The sequence below is a fragment of the Arcicella sp. LKC2W genome, assembly GCF_034931005.1.
Lineage (GTDB): Bacteria > Bacteroidota > Bacteroidia > Cytophagales > Spirosomataceae > Arcicella.
Genome location: NZ_JAYGIN010000017.1, coordinates 211,905 through 229,723, shown reverse-complemented (window position 1 = coordinate 229,723; position 17,819 = coordinate 211,905). Strand labels below are relative to the sequence as shown.

The 17,819-nt window shown below is 35.0% G+C and carries 14 protein-coding genes; 4 read left to right on the top strand and 10 right to left on the bottom strand.

Annotated elements, in window-relative coordinates; genetic code table 11:
- Window positions 1–388 precede the first annotated feature (388 nt).
- Both VB796_RS15080 and nagB read left to right on the top strand, forming a co-directional pair.
- A complete protein-coding gene (locus VB796_RS15080) occupies window positions 389–589 on the top strand; it encodes a helix-turn-helix transcriptional regulator (protein WP_109741697.1) in 201 nt (66 codons plus the stop codon).
- A gap of 95 nt (window positions 590–684) precedes the next feature.
- Window positions 685–2,586, top strand: a complete 1,902-nt coding sequence (gene nagB / locus VB796_RS15075) for a glucosamine-6-phosphate deaminase (RefSeq protein ID WP_323347388.1) — start codon at window positions 685–687, stop codon at window positions 2,584–2,586.
- Window positions 2,587–2,646: 60 nt separating this feature from the next.
- On the opposite strand, the gene VB796_RS15070 is transcribed toward nagB, so the two are convergent.
- Complete coding sequence (locus tag VB796_RS15070; protein WP_323347387.1) at window positions 2,647–3,393, bottom strand: hypothetical protein; 747 nt, start codon at window positions 3,391–3,393, stop codon at window positions 2,647–2,649.
- Window positions 3,394–3,710: 317 nt separating this feature from the next.
- Here VB796_RS15070 and VB796_RS15065 point away from each other — a divergent pair, with 317 nt between their 5' ends.
- On the top strand, window positions 3,711–4,463 hold the full coding sequence (locus tag VB796_RS15065; protein ID WP_323347386.1) for an NUDIX hydrolase: 753 nt from the start codon (window positions 3,711–3,713) through the stop codon (window positions 4,461–4,463).
- A gap of 126 nt (window positions 4,464–4,589) precedes the next feature.
- On the opposite strand, the gene VB796_RS15060 is transcribed toward VB796_RS15065, so the two are convergent.
- From VB796_RS15060 to VB796_RS15025, 8 genes are all read right to left on the bottom strand, one after another.
- Window positions 4,590–5,255: a carbonic anhydrase gene (locus tag VB796_RS15060; protein WP_323347385.1), complete on the bottom strand. Its 666-nt coding sequence runs from the start codon at window positions 5,253–5,255 to the stop codon at window positions 4,590–4,592.
- A 163-nt stretch (window positions 5,256–5,418) separates the two neighbouring features.
- Window positions 5,419–6,804: a SulP family inorganic anion transporter gene (locus VB796_RS15055; RefSeq protein ID WP_323347384.1), complete on the bottom strand. Its 1,386-nt coding sequence runs from the start codon at window positions 6,802–6,804 to the stop codon at window positions 5,419–5,421.
- Window positions 6,805–7,069: 265 nt separating this feature from the next.
- Window positions 7,070–7,357 (bottom strand): hypothetical protein, encoded by a 288-nt coding sequence (locus VB796_RS15050; RefSeq protein WP_323347383.1) that lies wholly within the window; start codon window positions 7,355–7,357, stop codon window positions 7,070–7,072.
- A gap of 366 nt (window positions 7,358–7,723) precedes the next feature.
- Window positions 7,724–9,310, bottom strand: a complete 1,587-nt coding sequence (locus tag VB796_RS15045) for a SulP family inorganic anion transporter (RefSeq protein ID WP_323347382.1) — start codon at window positions 9,308–9,310, stop codon at window positions 7,724–7,726.
- Between the two features lie 236 nt (window positions 9,311–9,546).
- Entirely contained in the window at window positions 9,547–10,335 is a 789-nt protein-coding gene (locus tag VB796_RS15040; RefSeq protein ID WP_323347381.1) for a DUF2490 domain-containing protein, read from the bottom strand.
- 53 nt (window positions 10,336–10,388) lie between these two features.
- Window positions 10,389–12,260 (bottom strand): proton-conducting transporter membrane subunit, encoded by a 1,872-nt coding sequence (locus VB796_RS15035; RefSeq protein ID WP_323347380.1) that lies wholly within the window; start codon window positions 12,258–12,260, stop codon window positions 10,389–10,391.
- Window positions 12,261–12,271: 11 nt separating this feature from the next.
- The gene (locus VB796_RS15030; protein WP_323347379.1) at window positions 12,272–14,797 is read right to left on the bottom strand and encodes a DUF2309 domain-containing protein; all 2,526 of its coding nucleotides are present in this window, start codon (window positions 14,795–14,797) and stop codon (window positions 12,272–12,274) included.
- 152 nt (window positions 14,798–14,949) lie between these two features.
- Window positions 14,950–15,228 (bottom strand): hypothetical protein, encoded by a 279-nt coding sequence (locus tag VB796_RS15025; RefSeq protein WP_323347378.1) that lies wholly within the window; start codon window positions 15,226–15,228, stop codon window positions 14,950–14,952.
- 277 nt (window positions 15,229–15,505) lie between these two features.
- Between VB796_RS15025 and VB796_RS15020 the strand changes: the two genes are divergently transcribed.
- The gene (locus tag VB796_RS15020; RefSeq protein WP_323347377.1) at window positions 15,506–16,618 is read left to right on the top strand and encodes a hypothetical protein; all 1,113 of its coding nucleotides are present in this window, start codon (window positions 15,506–15,508) and stop codon (window positions 16,616–16,618) included.
- 43 nt (window positions 16,619–16,661) lie between these two features.
- Here VB796_RS15020 and VB796_RS15015 read toward each other — a convergent pair whose 3' ends face one another.
- Window positions 16,662–17,792: an MBL fold metallo-hydrolase gene (locus VB796_RS15015; protein ID WP_323347376.1), complete on the bottom strand. Its 1,131-nt coding sequence runs from the start codon at window positions 17,790–17,792 to the stop codon at window positions 16,662–16,664.
- Window positions 17,793–17,819: the final 27 nt, after the last annotated feature.

The window sequence follows — 17,819 nt, the reverse complement described above, 5'->3', positions numbered from 1 at the left end:
GGGTCGTTTATCACACTTAAACAACTTAATAGACTCATTTGACAAATTTTATTTTGTGCAAAGTTAAAGTATTTTCAATATATCAAAGAACTTAACAGCCCTGCTCCATCGGAGAGGGGTCGGGGGTGAGGTTTTGCATTAATAAGTATATAAGTCCGTAAGATTGTACCTTTCTTAAAACACAAAACAGTATAAGTTTAAGCTTTATTATTGATAAATTCATTCAAATTACTCCCATTGACCGTTTCATTTTAAGTAATATTTTACAAATCGATTCAAAATTTTACATATTTTTTAGTAAATCGGAATTATAGTTCCGATTGATATTTTTTATTTCAATATTTACTACTACATTTGCAAAACAATCAGCAACATAACTCAAATATGTATGAATCTTGAACAATTAGGCAATATTATTCGTGAAAGAAGAAACGAACTTTCATTTAGTCAAGAAGTTTTAAGCAATAAAAGCGATGTTGCCATCAAAACTATTCACTCCATAGAACTCGGAAAAGCCAATCCTTCCGTAAAAACCTTAGAAAGAATCCTTGACAATTTAGGTTTACAAATTATTGTAGTGAACAAATAGAGCCAATACAGGAAATATATTACCGAATACCTATCATAATTATTCATTCAAGAGTACACACAACAAATTAGAATCATCTTTGATTTACAACAAACATGGAACAAGCTATTAGTTACGAAAGAATTCCAACCAGTATTTATGCAGATTCTGATGCAGCATCAAAAGCAATTGCTCATGAAATCGCCGCAATTATTCGCCAAAAAGCCCATGAAGACAAACCAGCAGTTTTAGGTTTGGCAACAGGGTCATCACCTAAAAAAGTATATTCTGAACTGATTAGAATGCACCGTGAAGAAGGCTTGAGTTTTCAGAATGTAGTAACTTATAACCTTGATGAATATTATCCAATGGAAGCTGATGCCGTGCAGAGTTATGTGCGTTTCATGCGGGAACAATTATTTGACCATGTGGATATTCCAGCAGGAAATTGGCATTTGCCAGACGGAACTTTACCACTTGATAAAATTGGTGAATTTTGTAAAGATTATGAAACTCAAATTGAACGTTATGGCGGTTTAGATTTTCAACTATTAGGAATTGGCAGAAACGGACACATCGGTTTTAACGAACCAGGTTCACTTATCAACTCTCGTACTCGTTTGATGACGCTTGATTTGACAACCCAAATTGATGCCGCAGGAGATTTTGGTGGTTTAGCCAAAGTTTCTAAAAAGGCAATCACGATGGGCGTTCAGAAAATCATGGAAGCTAAAAGAGTGGTTCTTTGTGCTTGGGGTGAACACAAAGCCATGAACGTAGCTCGTGCCGTTGAAGGTCAGGTTTCATCTGATGTTCCTGCTTCTTATTTACAATTGCACGAAAACGCATCTTTCATTATTGATACTTCGGCGGCTTCGCAATTGACACGTATGCGTACTCCGTGGATGGTTGATTCGGTAAACTGGGACAGACCGATGATTAAAAAAGCGGTTATACATTTAGCATTGACAGTAAATAAACCAGTATTAAAATTAACAAATTCTGACTACAACGAAAATGGTTTATCTGACCTTTTAGCCCTTTACGGTCAGGCGTATGATATTAATATTGAGGTATTTAACTTCTTACAACATTCTATTACGGGTTGGCCTGGTGGAAAACCAAACGCTGACGACTCTAACCGTCCAGAACGAGCATATCCTGCCAAGAAAAAAGTTATCCTTTTCAGTCCACACCCCGACGATGACATTATTTCGATGGGTGGTACTTTCCAAAGATTGCACGACCAAGGGCATGATGTTCATGTAGTTTATCAGACTTCTGGAAACATTGCCGTAGCCGATGATGAAGCCTTACGTTTTGCTGAATTTGTGGTTGACTTTAACGAAAAATTTGAAGCAAATAATCCCAAAGCCAACCGTATTTACAAAGAAGCAGCCAAGTTTTTGAAAGCGAAAAAAGATTCAGAAATTGATACCGAAGAAGTTCGTTATATCAAAGGATTGATTCGTAGAGGAGAAGCCAAAAATACTTGCCGTTACGTAGGTATCAAAAAAGAAAATATTCACTTTTTAGATATGCCTTTTTATGAAACAGGAACGATTCAGAAAAACCCAATTGGTAAGGAAGATGTGGAAATTGTGATGAATGTTATCGACGAAATTCAACCACACCAGATTTATGCCGCAGGAGATTTAGCCGACCCACACGGAACGCACAAAGTTTGTCTGGATGCCATTATGGAAGCCGTTCAAAAACTCAAACATCGTGAATACATGAATAGTTGTTGGGTTTGGCTATACAAAGGAGCTTGGCAAGAATGGGACATCGACCAAATAGAAATGGTAGTTCCGATGTCACCAGACCAAGTTTTGAAGAAAAGATATGGTATTTTCAAACACCAATCTCAAAAAGACGGCGTACCATTCCAAGGAACGGATGCTCGTGAGTTTTGGCAACGTGCCGAAGACCGAAACAGTAACACCGCCAAATTATACAATCAATTAGGTTTGGCAGAATACGAAGCGATGGAAGCATTTGTGAGATGGAAATTCTAAAAAATAAAAAACCTCCTAAGCGTTACGATTCTTAGGAGGTTTTTTATTTAAAATCAGTTTTTATAAGAAGCACACTAAAGCTACATTCCAGTTAAAGTCCTTCACTACTAAATTTCTTTTCATCAATGGTTCGGTTGCTTGAAATGACAATCCAAAGGCACTTTTAGGCTTTTTTATCATAATATTTTGCGTTGAAAAAACACCTTCATTTCCACCTGTATAATTCAAATAAAACACAGAAGGCGATACCGTCATTTCAAATTGTTTACCCAAACGGATTCCTCCCAAGGTTGCCCCAAGTGTCAGTAAATCAAGCGAAATACCATCACTCGACGTTGGAATACCATGTAAATGCGAGAGCGTTAAGCTATTATTACTCGTCATTTTGTAAGTCAAAAGTTGTTCTGAAATAACATTTCTATCAATTTTAATGATTTCATTGGCACTCCCTGCCTTTAATTCTTCCGTTGTTTTATACAAAAAAGCATATCCTACTGAAGTCCGAAAATCCAATTTTTTACCTTCAACCAATCGGTATCTCAACCATTGATTCATAAACCAAGGACGAGCATTATAATTATAAGAAAATTGTGGACTGTACGAAAAACGCTTCTTGGATACATCTAAAAATGCAAGTAAAGCAGGCTGGTCGAGCGAGAATGCAGGCACTAACGAAATCCCGTTATTAGTCACCTGAATCACTCCTGAAAACTTGGCTCGCTGAGGTATTGTATCTTTTTTTACCTCTGAAAAAGAAGAAGGAATGCACAAAAAGTACATTCCTAATAATAGTAAAATTGGGTTCATTAATTAGTAGTTAGGTAAAAATTTGGTCAAGGCTTTCGCCCTGACCAAGCAATCTATATATGTATGCACTCAGTTATTTCAAATAAAAGCAAGACAAAAATAATATCTTAATTTATTGTATCAATATGATACAATATTAGAAGTTTTTTTAATCTGATTAAAATATTTAGGACATTTTTAAGCTAATTTTAATTTCCAGAAGTAAAAACAACGTATTTTAGGGACAAAAATATAATTTTATATATCTCCATTAAATTTTAAATTTCCTAACCCAAACAACACTGAAGCAAAAAAGAGTTGATATTTTACAAAAATTTATGCAAAAAAAAGTAACAGATGAAGACCTTTCAGGTGAAAAATTTATACCAAATATTTCAGTTGACATTGTCATTTTTGGATTTCATAACAGACAATTAAAGATTTTATTACTTCGGTTCAAGAACACTTCACTGTATGCCTTACCAGGAGGATTTATCAATGAAGAAGAGGAAGATATTGAAGAGGCGGTGGAGCGAGTTTTGACCGAACGCACAGGCATAAAAGACATTTATTTAGAGCAATTTGGTGTATTTGGGTCTAAGAAAAGGGCTTTTGGTGAAACCCACAAGCATATTCATGAATCGGCAGGCAAAACCACAGAACTCAATCAGTGGATTACTCAACGCTTTGTTACGGTTGGATATTATGCTTTGCTCAATCTAAAAGATACGATTCCAAATCCTGATGATGTATCAGATTTTTGTGGCTGGATTGACATCAACGAGATGCCAACTTTGGCATTCGACCATAAAAGTATTATTGAAAAAGCCCTTGAATCTTTACGAATGATGCTTGATTTAAAATTGGCGGTATTTAATTTAATGCCCGAATCATTTACGATGAATGATTTACAAAGTTTATACGAAACTATTTTAGGCAAAAAATTACAACGTACCAATTTTCAGAGGAAAATGTTGAGCTTGGGGATTTTAGAAAGATTGGATAAACATTGGACTGGTGGGGCTCATAAAGCAGCGTATTTGTATCGTTTTGATAAGAACAAATACAATGAAATGCAGAAAGAGAAGTAAGATAATCGTAGAAATCAGGTCATAAGCATTTAATACTTACGACCTAATTTTTAAGATTTATATTCGTTAATATTAGTTGATGTGGTTACACTAATGCCTAACTGAATCCAAATCTCTGCTTGTCAATTATTGAATTGAACTATTAGAAACGGCTTCCTTTGTGTGAAATTCATATCTAAAAATATCATCAACTTCAGAACCTGCTGGAATATTCATAATTTCTTTGATTAGACCTGTTTTCATATCAAAAACCCAACCATGTAAATGAGGTAAACTACGGTTTGCCCATGCACGTTGAATAATAGAAGTTTTTGATAAGTTTTTCACCTGCTCTTCTACATTCAATTCCACTAATCTATCAAAACGTTTGTCTTCATCTGAAATACTTTTTATTTCATAATTGTGCTTATCATATACCTCTTTGATATTTCGTAACCATTTGTTAATCAGCCCTAAGTCGGCATTTCCCATAGCGGCTTTCACACCTCCACAACCATAATGCCCACACACAATTACGTGTTTTACTTTTAATACTTCTACTGCATATTGCAAAACAGATAATAAATTCATATCTGTATGAACTACCATATTGGCAACATTTCTATGTACAAAAACTTCTCCAGGTTGGGTATTTGTTACTTCTTCGGCAGGAACACGGCTATCGGCACAGCCTATCCAAAGAAATTGTGGTTTTTGGTCTTTGGCAAGATTTGTAAAATAATCCTCATCTAATTCCAAACGCTCTTTAGCCCAAATTTTATTGTCAGTTAATAATTTATGATAACTTTTCATTTTAATTTCTTTTACAATGAACCTGTTTAAACTTATTCATTTTGTTGTAAATCGCTTCAATTTTCATTGCCGCAGCAAACCGTTCAAAACGAAAAGCTTAAACAAGCTCAATTTATGTTAAATATTATTGGAAAACGGATATGTCTATTGTTTTAGTTTCAAACTAAACACTCACTTTCTTTTCTCTTTTAAAAGCATTTTTTACAATAAAATAAATAATCAATGCCGATAAAACACCAGTAAGGAAATCTGTAACGGGTACCATAACGGCAGTATAAACCATCATTGAAAATTCAAATTTTCCTAAGTGCTTAATTTCCTTTATTTCAGAAACTTTAATCATATTACTGGCAACCCAAATAAGAATTCCACCAATACAAGCCATAGGGATTAGCTCTAAGTATTGTGCCAAATAAAATGCCATTGTCAATTTCAGTATTGCCTTAAAATAACCTGCTAATGGCGTTTTTGCTCCTGCTTTAATACTTGTGGCAGTTCTTGCCAAAGCACCAGTACATGGAAACCCTTGTATGAGAGGTGTGATGATTTGCACTAAACCTTGTCCAAAAAATTCTTTATCTGGATTAAAAGGCGTTTTATTATTATTGGCTAATTTGTCAGCCATTGAAGAACAAAGAATACTTTCAACTCCCGAAACAAATACAATTGATACTACATAATAAACAATATCAATTGCCACAGAACTACTAAAAGTTGGCAAAATTGGTAATTGTATTTTAAAGAAATTGTTAGGAATTGAACCGTATAAATCTCTCACTAATATAATTTCTTTGTCTGATAAAACTGTGGCTGATAACAAAGTGGCAGTTCCCATCGCAACAACAGGGCCTGGAATATAAATAGAAATTTTAAGTAAGAATTTTGCCAAAATAAAAGTCAATACACCTAAGAAAATCGACCAAGGATTAATAATGTTTATATTACTGAGCGATAATCTAATATTATGAATCAGTCCGCCTTGTATATCTTCATCTTGCCCCAAGAAATCTTTAAAAGACTCAATACCTAAAATATCCTCAAAATTGGTCAAGGCAATCGAAACAGCAATACCAATGGTGAAACCTACAATGATTGAATTAGGAACTAATTTAGCATATTTTCCAAAACCAAAAATTCCCATAATAATCAATATAATACCCGAAATCATGGATACTAAAACCAAGAAACCATGAGCAATTTCAAAAGTCCCTCCATTTGCCACGCCATATTTAGCAATCAAACTTGCTATTACAGGAATAAAAGCTGCTGTTGGTCCATATACTTGATATTTTGACCCTCCAAATGTTCTACCAATCACACAAGCTAAAGCACCTGCAATAATTCCATGTTCGGGTCTCATACCCATTGCCATCGCAAAGCCCATCGCCATAGGTATTGCAGTCATGGCAACAATTAAACCTGCACTAAAATCTTGATAAGTTGTTTTTATCCAATTGTCTTTGGTCAAATCCTCCCAACGAGAATCAAAAAATGTAAAAAACAATTTGATTCTACCAAGTGGGGTATTAGGAATTTGTGGGTTGTTCATAATAATTTGTATTTATTGAAAGTTTACCGTGTTTAATAATGTTATAGCCATTCAACCATCTAATAAACGTCGCAATAAGTCAACTAAAAGGGACACTCCTCAATACTGAATAAACAGTAAAATGGGTATTGCCTTAAAGAATTTATCCCTTTAAAATCATTAAAAAGTAATATATAGACTCACTGAAACGCCATTCTCTGCACGAAAAAGGCTTGCTTAAAAGAAAATTGAAGGATAAATGTTAGATTAACCTTTCGAAGAAAGATTATGCCCGAGGAGGAGGAATTTGAATATCGTAATGTAATTGGGGGAAGCTTGCTGAATAAAAATAATGGCGTAAATGACGACCATTCTCAAAACAATTTATATCTGAGTTGGCATGTAAATTTAAAAAAGAAGTCACTAAATAATCATCATCAATTGAATCAAACACATCTGATTCTGTTGTTTTTGTTTTAGAATCTGCTTCTTCTTCAATATCAAAACTTTTCAACGCTACACTTTTAGATGATAAAAACTTTACATAATAATCTGCACAGGTGTTTAATGCCACGATATGAATCATGAGCAATAAACAAAATGTCCTAAAAACTATGCGAGAAGTATAAATCATGCAACAAAAGTAGCTATAAAAAAATAACTCCCAAACAATATCTTTAGAAATGCTTGGGAGTTAAGGAATAAATGTACTTAAGCATAAGTACTTAAAAAAACGGAACTATCTACAATTTGTCGCAGAATAAAAATAGACCACAGATTGTACTGATTCAACGGATTTACACGGATAAATTTAAAGATAAATCAGTGTAAATCTGTTTTATCTGTTCTATCCGTAGTCTAATTTTGTCTTGCGACAAATTGTAGATAATTCCGAATAAAATAAACCTTAAATAATCAAATCGCTATATCTGCTTTCTTACTATCCTTTACGTGCTGCCAATTTATGGTCAGATACAGGCACATGATTTTCATGTCCAATGATAGTTACTTTACCACCAGTAGCTGCATAATCATGCTCAAAATGGTGTAAGTTTTCCATTACGGAGTGGTCAATCATACGTGTATTTTTCAAGTCAATTGTTACGTTAAATCCTGGAGGAATCGCTTCTAATTTGCTTTTGATACCCATATAATTACTAAAAACTGCCGATTTATCAATTTCTACTAAATATTCATCATCCGTAAATGAAACTTGGGTAGGTGTTTGAAAAAGCGTTTTTAATAAATCCCAATCAACGATATTTATCAAGATTTGTAAGACAATTCCAGCGGCAATACCCACTAATAAATCTTCGTAAAGGGTAAAGAAAATGGTTACTAAAAATATCGCCAATTGTTCTTTACCAATTTTGAAAGTCTGGATAAATTCTCTTGGGTGAGCCAACTTGATACCAACCGTAATCAACATGGCTGCCAAAGCTGTATTCGGAATCAATTCGATAAGATGAGATGCCAATAATAAGAACACCAAAATGAAAAAACCATGAAAGAAATTTGCCCAACGAGTTTTAGCTCCATTTCCAACATTTGACGAACTACGAGCAACTTCTGAAATCATTGGTAAACCTCCCAAAATTGCCGCTAAAGTATTCCCAATTCCTACCGCAATAAGGTCTTTATTGGCATCAGATTTACGACGATACGGGTCTAACATATCAATAGCTTTTACCGTCAATAATGATTCTAACGTCCCAACTAAGGCAAACATAATTACATATTTCACAAAAACACCCGTTTGAGCGAATCCAGAAAAATCAACGTTTACTTTTACATTATCCAATAAATTTCCGATATGAACAAGGGCATAAGCAGGTTCAGTTGTTTGAAAATCCATCAATAATTCGGCAGGAATGGCAATCATTAACACTACCAAAGGAGCAGGAATTTTCTTGATTAAAGGATTCTTGATGAATGCCCAACCCAACATAATAGCTAAACTTACTACTCCAATTAAAGTAGCTTTTGGGTCAAGATGTAGTAAAAATTCAGGGATTGAAGCCAATAAGCCAAATGGCCCTTTTCCTTTGGTCATGGCAGGATTTACGTCTAATAATACAGGAATTTGTTTGGCAATAATGATTAAACCAATAGCTGCTAACATTCCGTGAATAGCGGAAAGTGGGAAAAAATCGGCTAATTTACCCAATTTGAAAACCCCAAAAAGGATTTGGACAATTCCTGCAACCACCATTGCTCCTAAAGCTAAATGCCAACCAGTTTCGCCACCGCCAAATTCAGCAACGGCACCCGCTACAATTACGATTAATCCAGCGGCAGGCCCTTTTATCGTTAAGCGTGAACCCGAAAGTAAGCTAACCACGATACCACCAATAATAGCCGTGATAAGTCCCATAATGGGTGGAAACTCTGATGCTTTGGCAATACCCAAACTCAAAGGCAATGCTAATAAAAATACAATAAAGCCAGAAATGGCATCAGTCGAGAAGTTCTCTTTAAGCCCTTCGATACCATCTTTAGGCAATGTTAATTTATTTTTAATTTCCATGAACGTTGTTTGTTTAATATTTTTAAAAATCGTGGATTAATTAACGGAACTATATACTTATTAATGCAAAACCGCTGACGGGGTGAAAAACCGCCGTCAGGGTTACGGAAGAAGACCCTGACGGCGGTTTTTCACCCCGTCAGCGGTTAATTTGGGTCAAATTTGCATTTGCATTTTTAAGTACATAATTCCGTTAATTAATCTAAGTATTTGCTTTTTGACTGATTATGAACAACTTATTTCTTAGCAAATGAAAAATTAGTGTAATATGACAATCTCATAGTTGGGTTACTTTCTTCAATGGTATCCGTAAAATTCCACACGTTTTGATGAATGTAACTCAACTGAATTTGATGATGTGGATTGATGTTGTACCCAAAGCCAGCAATAATTCTATTCTGATTCATAAAAGTTCCTCCCACGTCTGAATCCGCATTGGGAGTTGATTTTATTGAACCCAAATTGAAAAATGCTTCGTCCCCTAAAATTCCGAATAGCTTTGTGGCTTTCTTCTCATCTTTTATCAATGGATAATTCAACAAAAGCATATAACGGAAACGGTTTCTGTACGCATAGCGGTCAATATCGTATGTTCCATCTGCACCTTTCACCGCCACACCAACGTAGCGATTTTCATCTCTTAATCGATTCGTTACCTTCAAATCACCAAACTGATGCGTAAACTGTGCTTGTATCCAAATATGGTTTTCTGGAATTGTCGTTTTATTAATGGCAGGATTACCATATACGTAAGTGGCATAATGCGAATACCCTAAACTGCCAACCAAATGTTTTGTTAATTGGTAATCAATGGAAGGACGAACAAAATACTGTTGTTTTTCACTAAAACCATTGGCAAATCTGGCAACCGTTTCAAAAGTGAAGGATAGCTTTTTTGTCAGCATATTTTTGCCGTAATAATGTAGCCAAATGTCATTATTTTGACTTTGAACCGCTTGTGAATAGCCTGTAAAATTTAAAGCTAAAGCACTAACTATAAGAATTTTAACTATGTTTATTTTCATGATTTTTTGATTTTATGTAGGGCATATTGGATACCAATACTCCCCTACTTTTTTTAACTACTTCTATATGCTACCTCATGCTGAGATTTTGTATGTGGCCCAATAAATACACGAGCATAAATTCTGATAATCGCCAAACCGTCGATGATAAGACTCAATGAAACAAATGAGGCTAAGACGATTTGATTTTCATGAATATGCGTAAATATTAAGTCTTCGCCCACAAATGTTGGCGTAATTGGGAAGCCCGAAATACCCAAACAAGCCAATAAAAACAAGAAAGCTAATTTTGGATGTTTATAAGAATGTCCGTGAAACTGGTCTAAGTCGATGGTGGTTTCGTATGATTTTAGTTTTCTTAAACAGAAAATACCAAAAGCACCTGCCACCACTACACCACTCAAATACAAATAGACTTGATTGAAGGTAAATAATTCATTGAATGATACCGCCAGAGCAATCCAAAAATGGTTCATCACTACCAAAACCCAACTCATCGTGGCACGTCTTCTTTCTGTAAATGCCTTCAAAACCATCACTAAGCCAATAGTTGCAAAAGTGACAGGCAAATATGCTTGAATAGTTGGTGAAATTAATTCTTTGTGATGCACACTGAAAAGACCTGCACCATAAACCACCACGAAGAATATCAAAACCCGACTGAGTGTCATAAAATTGAGTTTATTTCCTCCCCATTTCAATGGATTCCACAAAAAACGATACATAAATGAATCTAAATTCCATTCTTTAGTACACAAAATGTAAAATGTGTTTTGTAGTTTTTTCGAGAAAATAGAAACTTCAAGCGAGCTTTCATGTGGTGAAAAATTATAGAATTGTTCACGAATCAAATAACTCGCTACCGATGGCGAAACCAATAATTGGTAGGTTCTCAAAAAGGCATTTCCCGCAAAGTGAAAGAGTGCCAAATTTTCAAATCCAAGAGCCACTTCTATAAAAATCAAACCGATTTGAGAAATTGACGCATAAGCAATTTGACTTTTAACGGAAGACTGTACACGAGCGATTCCTGTGGTGATAATTGCGGTTGATAAGCCCAAAAGTCCAATCAAGATTCTTACCGAAATTTGTTGTTCCCAAAAAGGAAAAGTTCTCATTAATAAAAACACGCCTAAATGCACCGACAACGAACCATAAAAAATAGCGGTTGATGGCGTTGGACCTTCCATTGCTCTTGGCAACCAAGATGACAATGGTAATTGAGCCGATTTAGCAGCAGCAGTTATCAAAATCATTAATGAAATGAAAACACCAATAAACGAATGACTTTGTAAATGTTCGTGGACCAATTCAAAATTATTCAATTTCAAAAAAGTGATGTTTTCGTGCCATAAATGGTGGCTCATCCACATCGCTAAAATCAAGCCTACATCGCCAATACGATAAATTGAGAATACTTTAACTGCATTTTTAACGGGCAAATAACGCTCACGATAAAAAGCAATTAACAAGAACGAAGACAGTCCTAAAACCTCCCAACCGATGAAAAGCGTTTCGAGATTTCCAGAGAAAATCGCTACGTTATAACCCACATAGAAAAATAAAATGGTATTATAAAAACGCTTATAGCCAGCTTCACGGTGAAGATAATAACGGCTATAAATGGTTACCATGAAAGTCAATAATGACCCTACCAACAAATAAATCATCGTGATTTTATCAAAATATAAATCCACGAAAAAGTCATAGCCAGTAGTTCTAAAAACGTCAATATCCTTTACATTTAGCGTTGGGCAGCCTTTTATAAACCACGCAATGGCAAAAAGAATAGCACTCACTAAATGTAAACCAACTGTTAAAAATGCCACCGACGAAATAAACGTCTCTTTTTTGTCAGGAATTAACAGACTTATTAAAAACCCGAAAATTGGCAATAATATAAAATAATTAAGTAATTGAGTCATGAAATTAATGTTTATGCACCAATGAGATAAACTGGGAAATTCTCCTGCGTTGATTCCAACAATGGGGTGATGTCCGAAATCTTTTGTAATTCTTTCGTCAAGGGATTGTACGAAACAAATTCCCCTTTTTGGAAAGAAAACAATTCTTTTGTCTCAGGATTTACCACTACCAAATTCACCCATTCATTGATAAACCACTCATAAGTTGCATACAAACGCTTAATGCTATCCAAAACCACATTTGGGAAATGCTCAACGATAAAAAGGATTCTCACAGGGTCATGCACTTCAATCATTTGACTTGGTAAACCTGGGCGTAAATCTCCATCAATACCATTTGCCACACCAATCAAGCCCATGACATTATGCGGCAATTTTGTTCCTGCTCCCAATTTCTGATTATCTACTCTTGAGAAATAATATTCCAAATTGATACCTCCGCAAACTGGTGCGGCAGCTTTCATGATATTGAAAAGATATTTTCCTTCTGGGTCGATAGAATAATCGTAAGAATTAAGGAATGAACGTCTATCCAAGAATAAACCTTTGGTCAAATTTCTACGACCTACAATACACAAAGCATTGGTAGCATGATTTAATTCTGGACGTGGTTCAAACAAGGAAACAGAACGTATTTTAATTTTCTCATGAATCATCGCAGGAGTCAAATTGGTATCAATCGACTCAAATCTTCTCGAACGCTCTTTGGCATTATAATCCAACGATTTCTCAAAGATTTTCTCGTATTTTAAATGATTCGCATAATTGGCTTCTGAAAGTAATTTCTCATCAAAAAAAGCAACTTCGTCACGGGTAGTATCATGCAATGCTCCCACAAACTGCGTTGAATCAGGAATATCAATGCCTCTTTCTCTCAAAGCAGTTCTCACTTCTGGTTTATTCGCCATTTCGCTTAATACACGTGCATTGGCAGAACCCGCACGTCCACAACAAGCACCACAATCATACGCCGCAAAATGAGGATTATTGACGCTACTTGCACCATGACCAACCACATAAACGATAGGAGCAAAATCTTTGACCAAGCCAATACTTTTCAGTGTTCCTTCTACACGGTCAACCATTTCGTTGATTTCAAAACCAACTTGTAAACCGTTTTCTTCTTGCTTATTATGTTCGTGTTGTACCGTCAAGCCAGCGTGTTTGTCCATGTGTTTGAAGGACGAAGAAGTTGCTGGACTCATAGATGGGCGGAAAATACTACCAAATAATTTGACCGCCGACCAAAAACCTAAAGTCTGTGAAATCAACCAACCACTATAAAATGAATGAGAATGTTTAGAAAAATAAAGGTCTTTTTTCAGTTTAATACCTTTAAAAGAAGCCTCATTTTTCTCCTTCACCAAATATTTGGGCGTTACGGGAGCGGGACAAACTTTGGTATAAAATTGTCCTCCTTCGGGCTGAAAGAAGAATTCAACCCCAAAAAAACCTGGTGTTCCAAAAGTCTCGCAGGAAGTATCAAATTGTTCCAGATAACGACGAATTGAACATTCTCGGTCATCAATACAAAACATGGCTTGGAATGTGAGTTCATGAACCGCTTTACTTGGCGTATTCTCTAACTTAATTCCTGCTAAAACTTCATCATAATAACTCCACTCAAATGCTTCTTGCCAAATTTTCAAGATTTGATGAATCTCCGTTTCTTCAACCTCCGCAAATAAATCGACTGGTTTATCCCTCAAATTTTCAGCTAAAGGAGTCCAACCATCACCAAAATGAAAATCTATGGCATCAATTTCAAGCAATAATTCAAATGTGATGGCATCTTTTAATGAAATTTTACGAGCATCCAAAAGCGTTTCGGGGAAATCTTCCACCGCAGAAACCATGCCCGACCAACCTTGATGAGCAAATTGTTGGTCGTATAAATATTGGGTATAAAGTGATTTATCTCCTACCAAAATTTGAAGTAAATCCTCTATTTTACAATCTGTTTTTAACAATAAATCTTTGGCTCTTTTTCCTCTAAAATAGCTTGAATAGCTGTTTTTCTCCATTGCTTTGAGAGAATCCAAAAAGCTTTTATCTTTTGCTGGAAAACCCCAAATAGCAATGCCTTGGTCAAGAAAACCACAGATTATTCTAAAAAGCGTTGGATGCACCATTGAGTCCAAATCTATTTGATAAGACTTTTTCCAATTGGCTCTTAAATTTCCGATTCTTGGCAAAAAATTAGCTTCGTAGATTTCTGAAACCAATTTATTTTTCCAAATTTTGACATTGTTCGCTCCAAATTTATCTACGATAATTTTATCGAGAATATCTTCTCTGATTCGTTTATTGGCATATAATACCCTGTATTCGTCCAACGACAGAGACACATTATATCCAAAAATTTCAGACGCTCTTCTGATGCCTTCAAAGAATTTCATATCTTGAAAAGCATGGAGGGTATTATGATGAACAAAGTCTTTTAAGGGATTTTGAGCAGGCAAAAAATGCTTTAACTCATGAATCACTTCCTTTTCATCAAACACGTGTTTAGTGTGAGACACAGTTTTTGTACTCATTGAAAATCAGTAGTTTAGCCTTTGATTACTATCATTTCCCACAAATATTTTCTGGACTTACAACAAAGTCATAAGCCATTAATTTGTATTAGAAAACAACGAAAAACTGCTTCAACTCAATAGAATTGAAGAATAGAAGGGAATCTGAAATATCAGCAGTACAATTTGAGAGAGCAGTAAAGAATAAAACGCTTTACCGATTGAATTGAGTGGGAATAAGAATCTAAATGTGTATTGGTAAGTTCATCAAAAACTATGATATTTTTTGATGTAATAATATGTAGATAATCATCATCATCTGAATCATCAGAATCTTCTTCGAGGTCAAAATCATCATTAGGAAATGAATTTTCAACAAAACTACTTATTGCTGAATGTTGATTTTGGGCATGAACAACAACTGTCTTTTTTTCAGAAAAATTATCTGACAAATTCTTACTTAGTCCATTATTAGCCAGTAATAATGAGATAAATAATATGAATATGTTTTTAATTTGATTCATTCAGAAAAAAATGATTTGATACTTAGCTGACAATTTATTGTACTATTTAAAGAATATTGATATTTTTCTAATACAAAGATATGATTCTTTCGAGAAATAGAAACTTTTTTTAAGTTTTTTTAAAATTCAACTATTGAGTTTACGGTTTTTAAGTCCTCTACGATTTAAGTTATTTTACAAAGTCACTCAAGAAACCTATCAAATCATGAAAAAATCAATTATTATTCTCCTCTTCATGTCATCGTACTGTCAAGGACAAATTAATGGTAATTCATCAATTATTTCAGGAGGACGAATTCGTACTTTTTCTTATCATCTACCTGCCAATGTTACCGCTTGTAACCTTCCTTTAATGATTGCTTTTCATGGTGATGGAGGCAATGGGGCGGGGTTTCAAAGTTATGCGGGCTTAGATGCTTTGGCTAATTCTCAGAATTTTATTGTGGTATATCCCAATGCGGTTTCGGTGGGTGGAACACTCCAATTTAATAAATATGCCGATAATGCAGTTGGTTTTGGAACAGTTGGCGACACTGGCTTTGGCACTTCCCCCGACCCCAATGCACCTGATGATGTACTTTTTACAAGTGATTTGATTAATTATTTTGCTGAAATTTATCAAATAAATCGCAATCGTGTTTATGCCACAGGGCATTCTGGAGGAGCGTTTATGTGTTATTTTTTATCGGTTGCTTTAGCCAATAAAATCACTGCAATTGCCCCTGTTGCGGGTAGTTTATGGATAAATACGGTATATTCAAATAGTCGTTTTTCAGCGACAAATTTCACTTCAATTCCTATTTTACATATTCACAGTAAAGGCGACCCTGTGGTTTCTCCTCCAATAATTCCTTATCCCAAAACACCTAATTATGTATGGCCAACTTCTCAATTTTCGGGAATGGCTTGTAATAATTGGGGAACTTATACGACTACGGCAATCAATACAAATGCTGATTTATTGACATTTTGCGGTACAGGTAAAAAAGTACAAATGATTATCACAAAAGATGCCACACATGGTTGGCCAACGGCTATCAATCCCCAACAACAAATTTGGGATTTTGTCAAAAATTATAGCCTAAACTCATTTCCTCTCAATTCTTGCATGAATACAAATCAAACTACACAATCAGGAAGTTGGCAAAGTACAAATACGTGGGTCGGAGGAACATTACCAATTTCCACAAATTTTATCAATATCATGCCTGCTCATGAAATAAGTTTGCCGTCTAATTTACCAACCACTATCAATAATATGAATTTGAAAGGTCGATTGGTGTTTCAAAATGGAAGTATTTTGAGGATTATCAATTAAAGTAAAAAACGTCATTTGTAATCCTATAATTATTCTGCTTTATTTACACCAAAACAACCTCTCCAAATTTTACGATTTTCAATTCATTTCCTCCAATTTTATTCTCAGCTTGTAATTGCTCCAAAATAATCGCAGGCTCATTTAGTGGTTCATCAGACAAGTCGAATGTACCAAAATGAAAGGGAATAAGTCTTTTTGCTTTGCAGTCCTTAAATGCACGAACAGTATCAATGGGTTCTTGGTGATTATATTTCATAAACCAAGTTGGGGCAAAAGCTCCTGCTCCGATAATGGCAAGGTCAATATTGGGAAATAATTCGCCTATTTTCTTAAAATGTGTTCCATTTCCATAACCAGAATCGCCGCCGAAGTAAATTGTTTTATCATTAGTTTTAAAGACGAAGCCGCCCCAAAGCGTTTCATTGGCATCATTCAAGCCACGATTTGACCAATGGCAAGAAGGAACAAAAACGATGTCAAGTTTATTATCTGTTTTATACTTTTGAAACCAACCTGCTTCTTGGATTTCATGATTTGGCATCCAATTTTGGAGTAATGACTGCATCCGTAAGCCTGTCAATATTTTGGCATTGGGGTTTTGTTTTTGGAGCAATTTCAAACTGGTCTTATCACAGTGGTCATAATGAGCATGAGAAATCAGGATATAGTCAAGATTTATGAGTTTTTTTGAATCAATTGGAAATTCAGAAAAGCGTTTACTTGATGCCATAAATTCCATGTAAGGTACAGGAACATTACCTAAAAGCGGGTCAATTAAGATTCGTTTTCCTGCTAAACGGATAAAAATCGTGGCATGACCCAACATGACAACAACATCCTCTTGCCCATTCAAAAATGAATCATCTTTGATAACTTTTGTTCCTTGTATTGTATTATCTTTTCGTACTTTGAATGGGTTTTTCGTTGATTTCCATTTAAACACATTAGAGAAAGCAGCCTTTTCATAACCAACGGTATCCATATTCAAGAAAAGTCCATTTTCATCCAAAGGGTTTCCTCCATTTTTCTCCCATTCTTGCCAAACCGTTTCTAAATCAGGGTTTTTAGTAATTTGTTTCATTTGCTTTTTTTGAGATAAAACAATCCCTCCACCAATAGCTGAAACTGCGGTGATGGTCATTGAATTTTTAATAAATTTTCTACGTTTCATCATTATTTTCAATATGTTTTTAATGCTAAC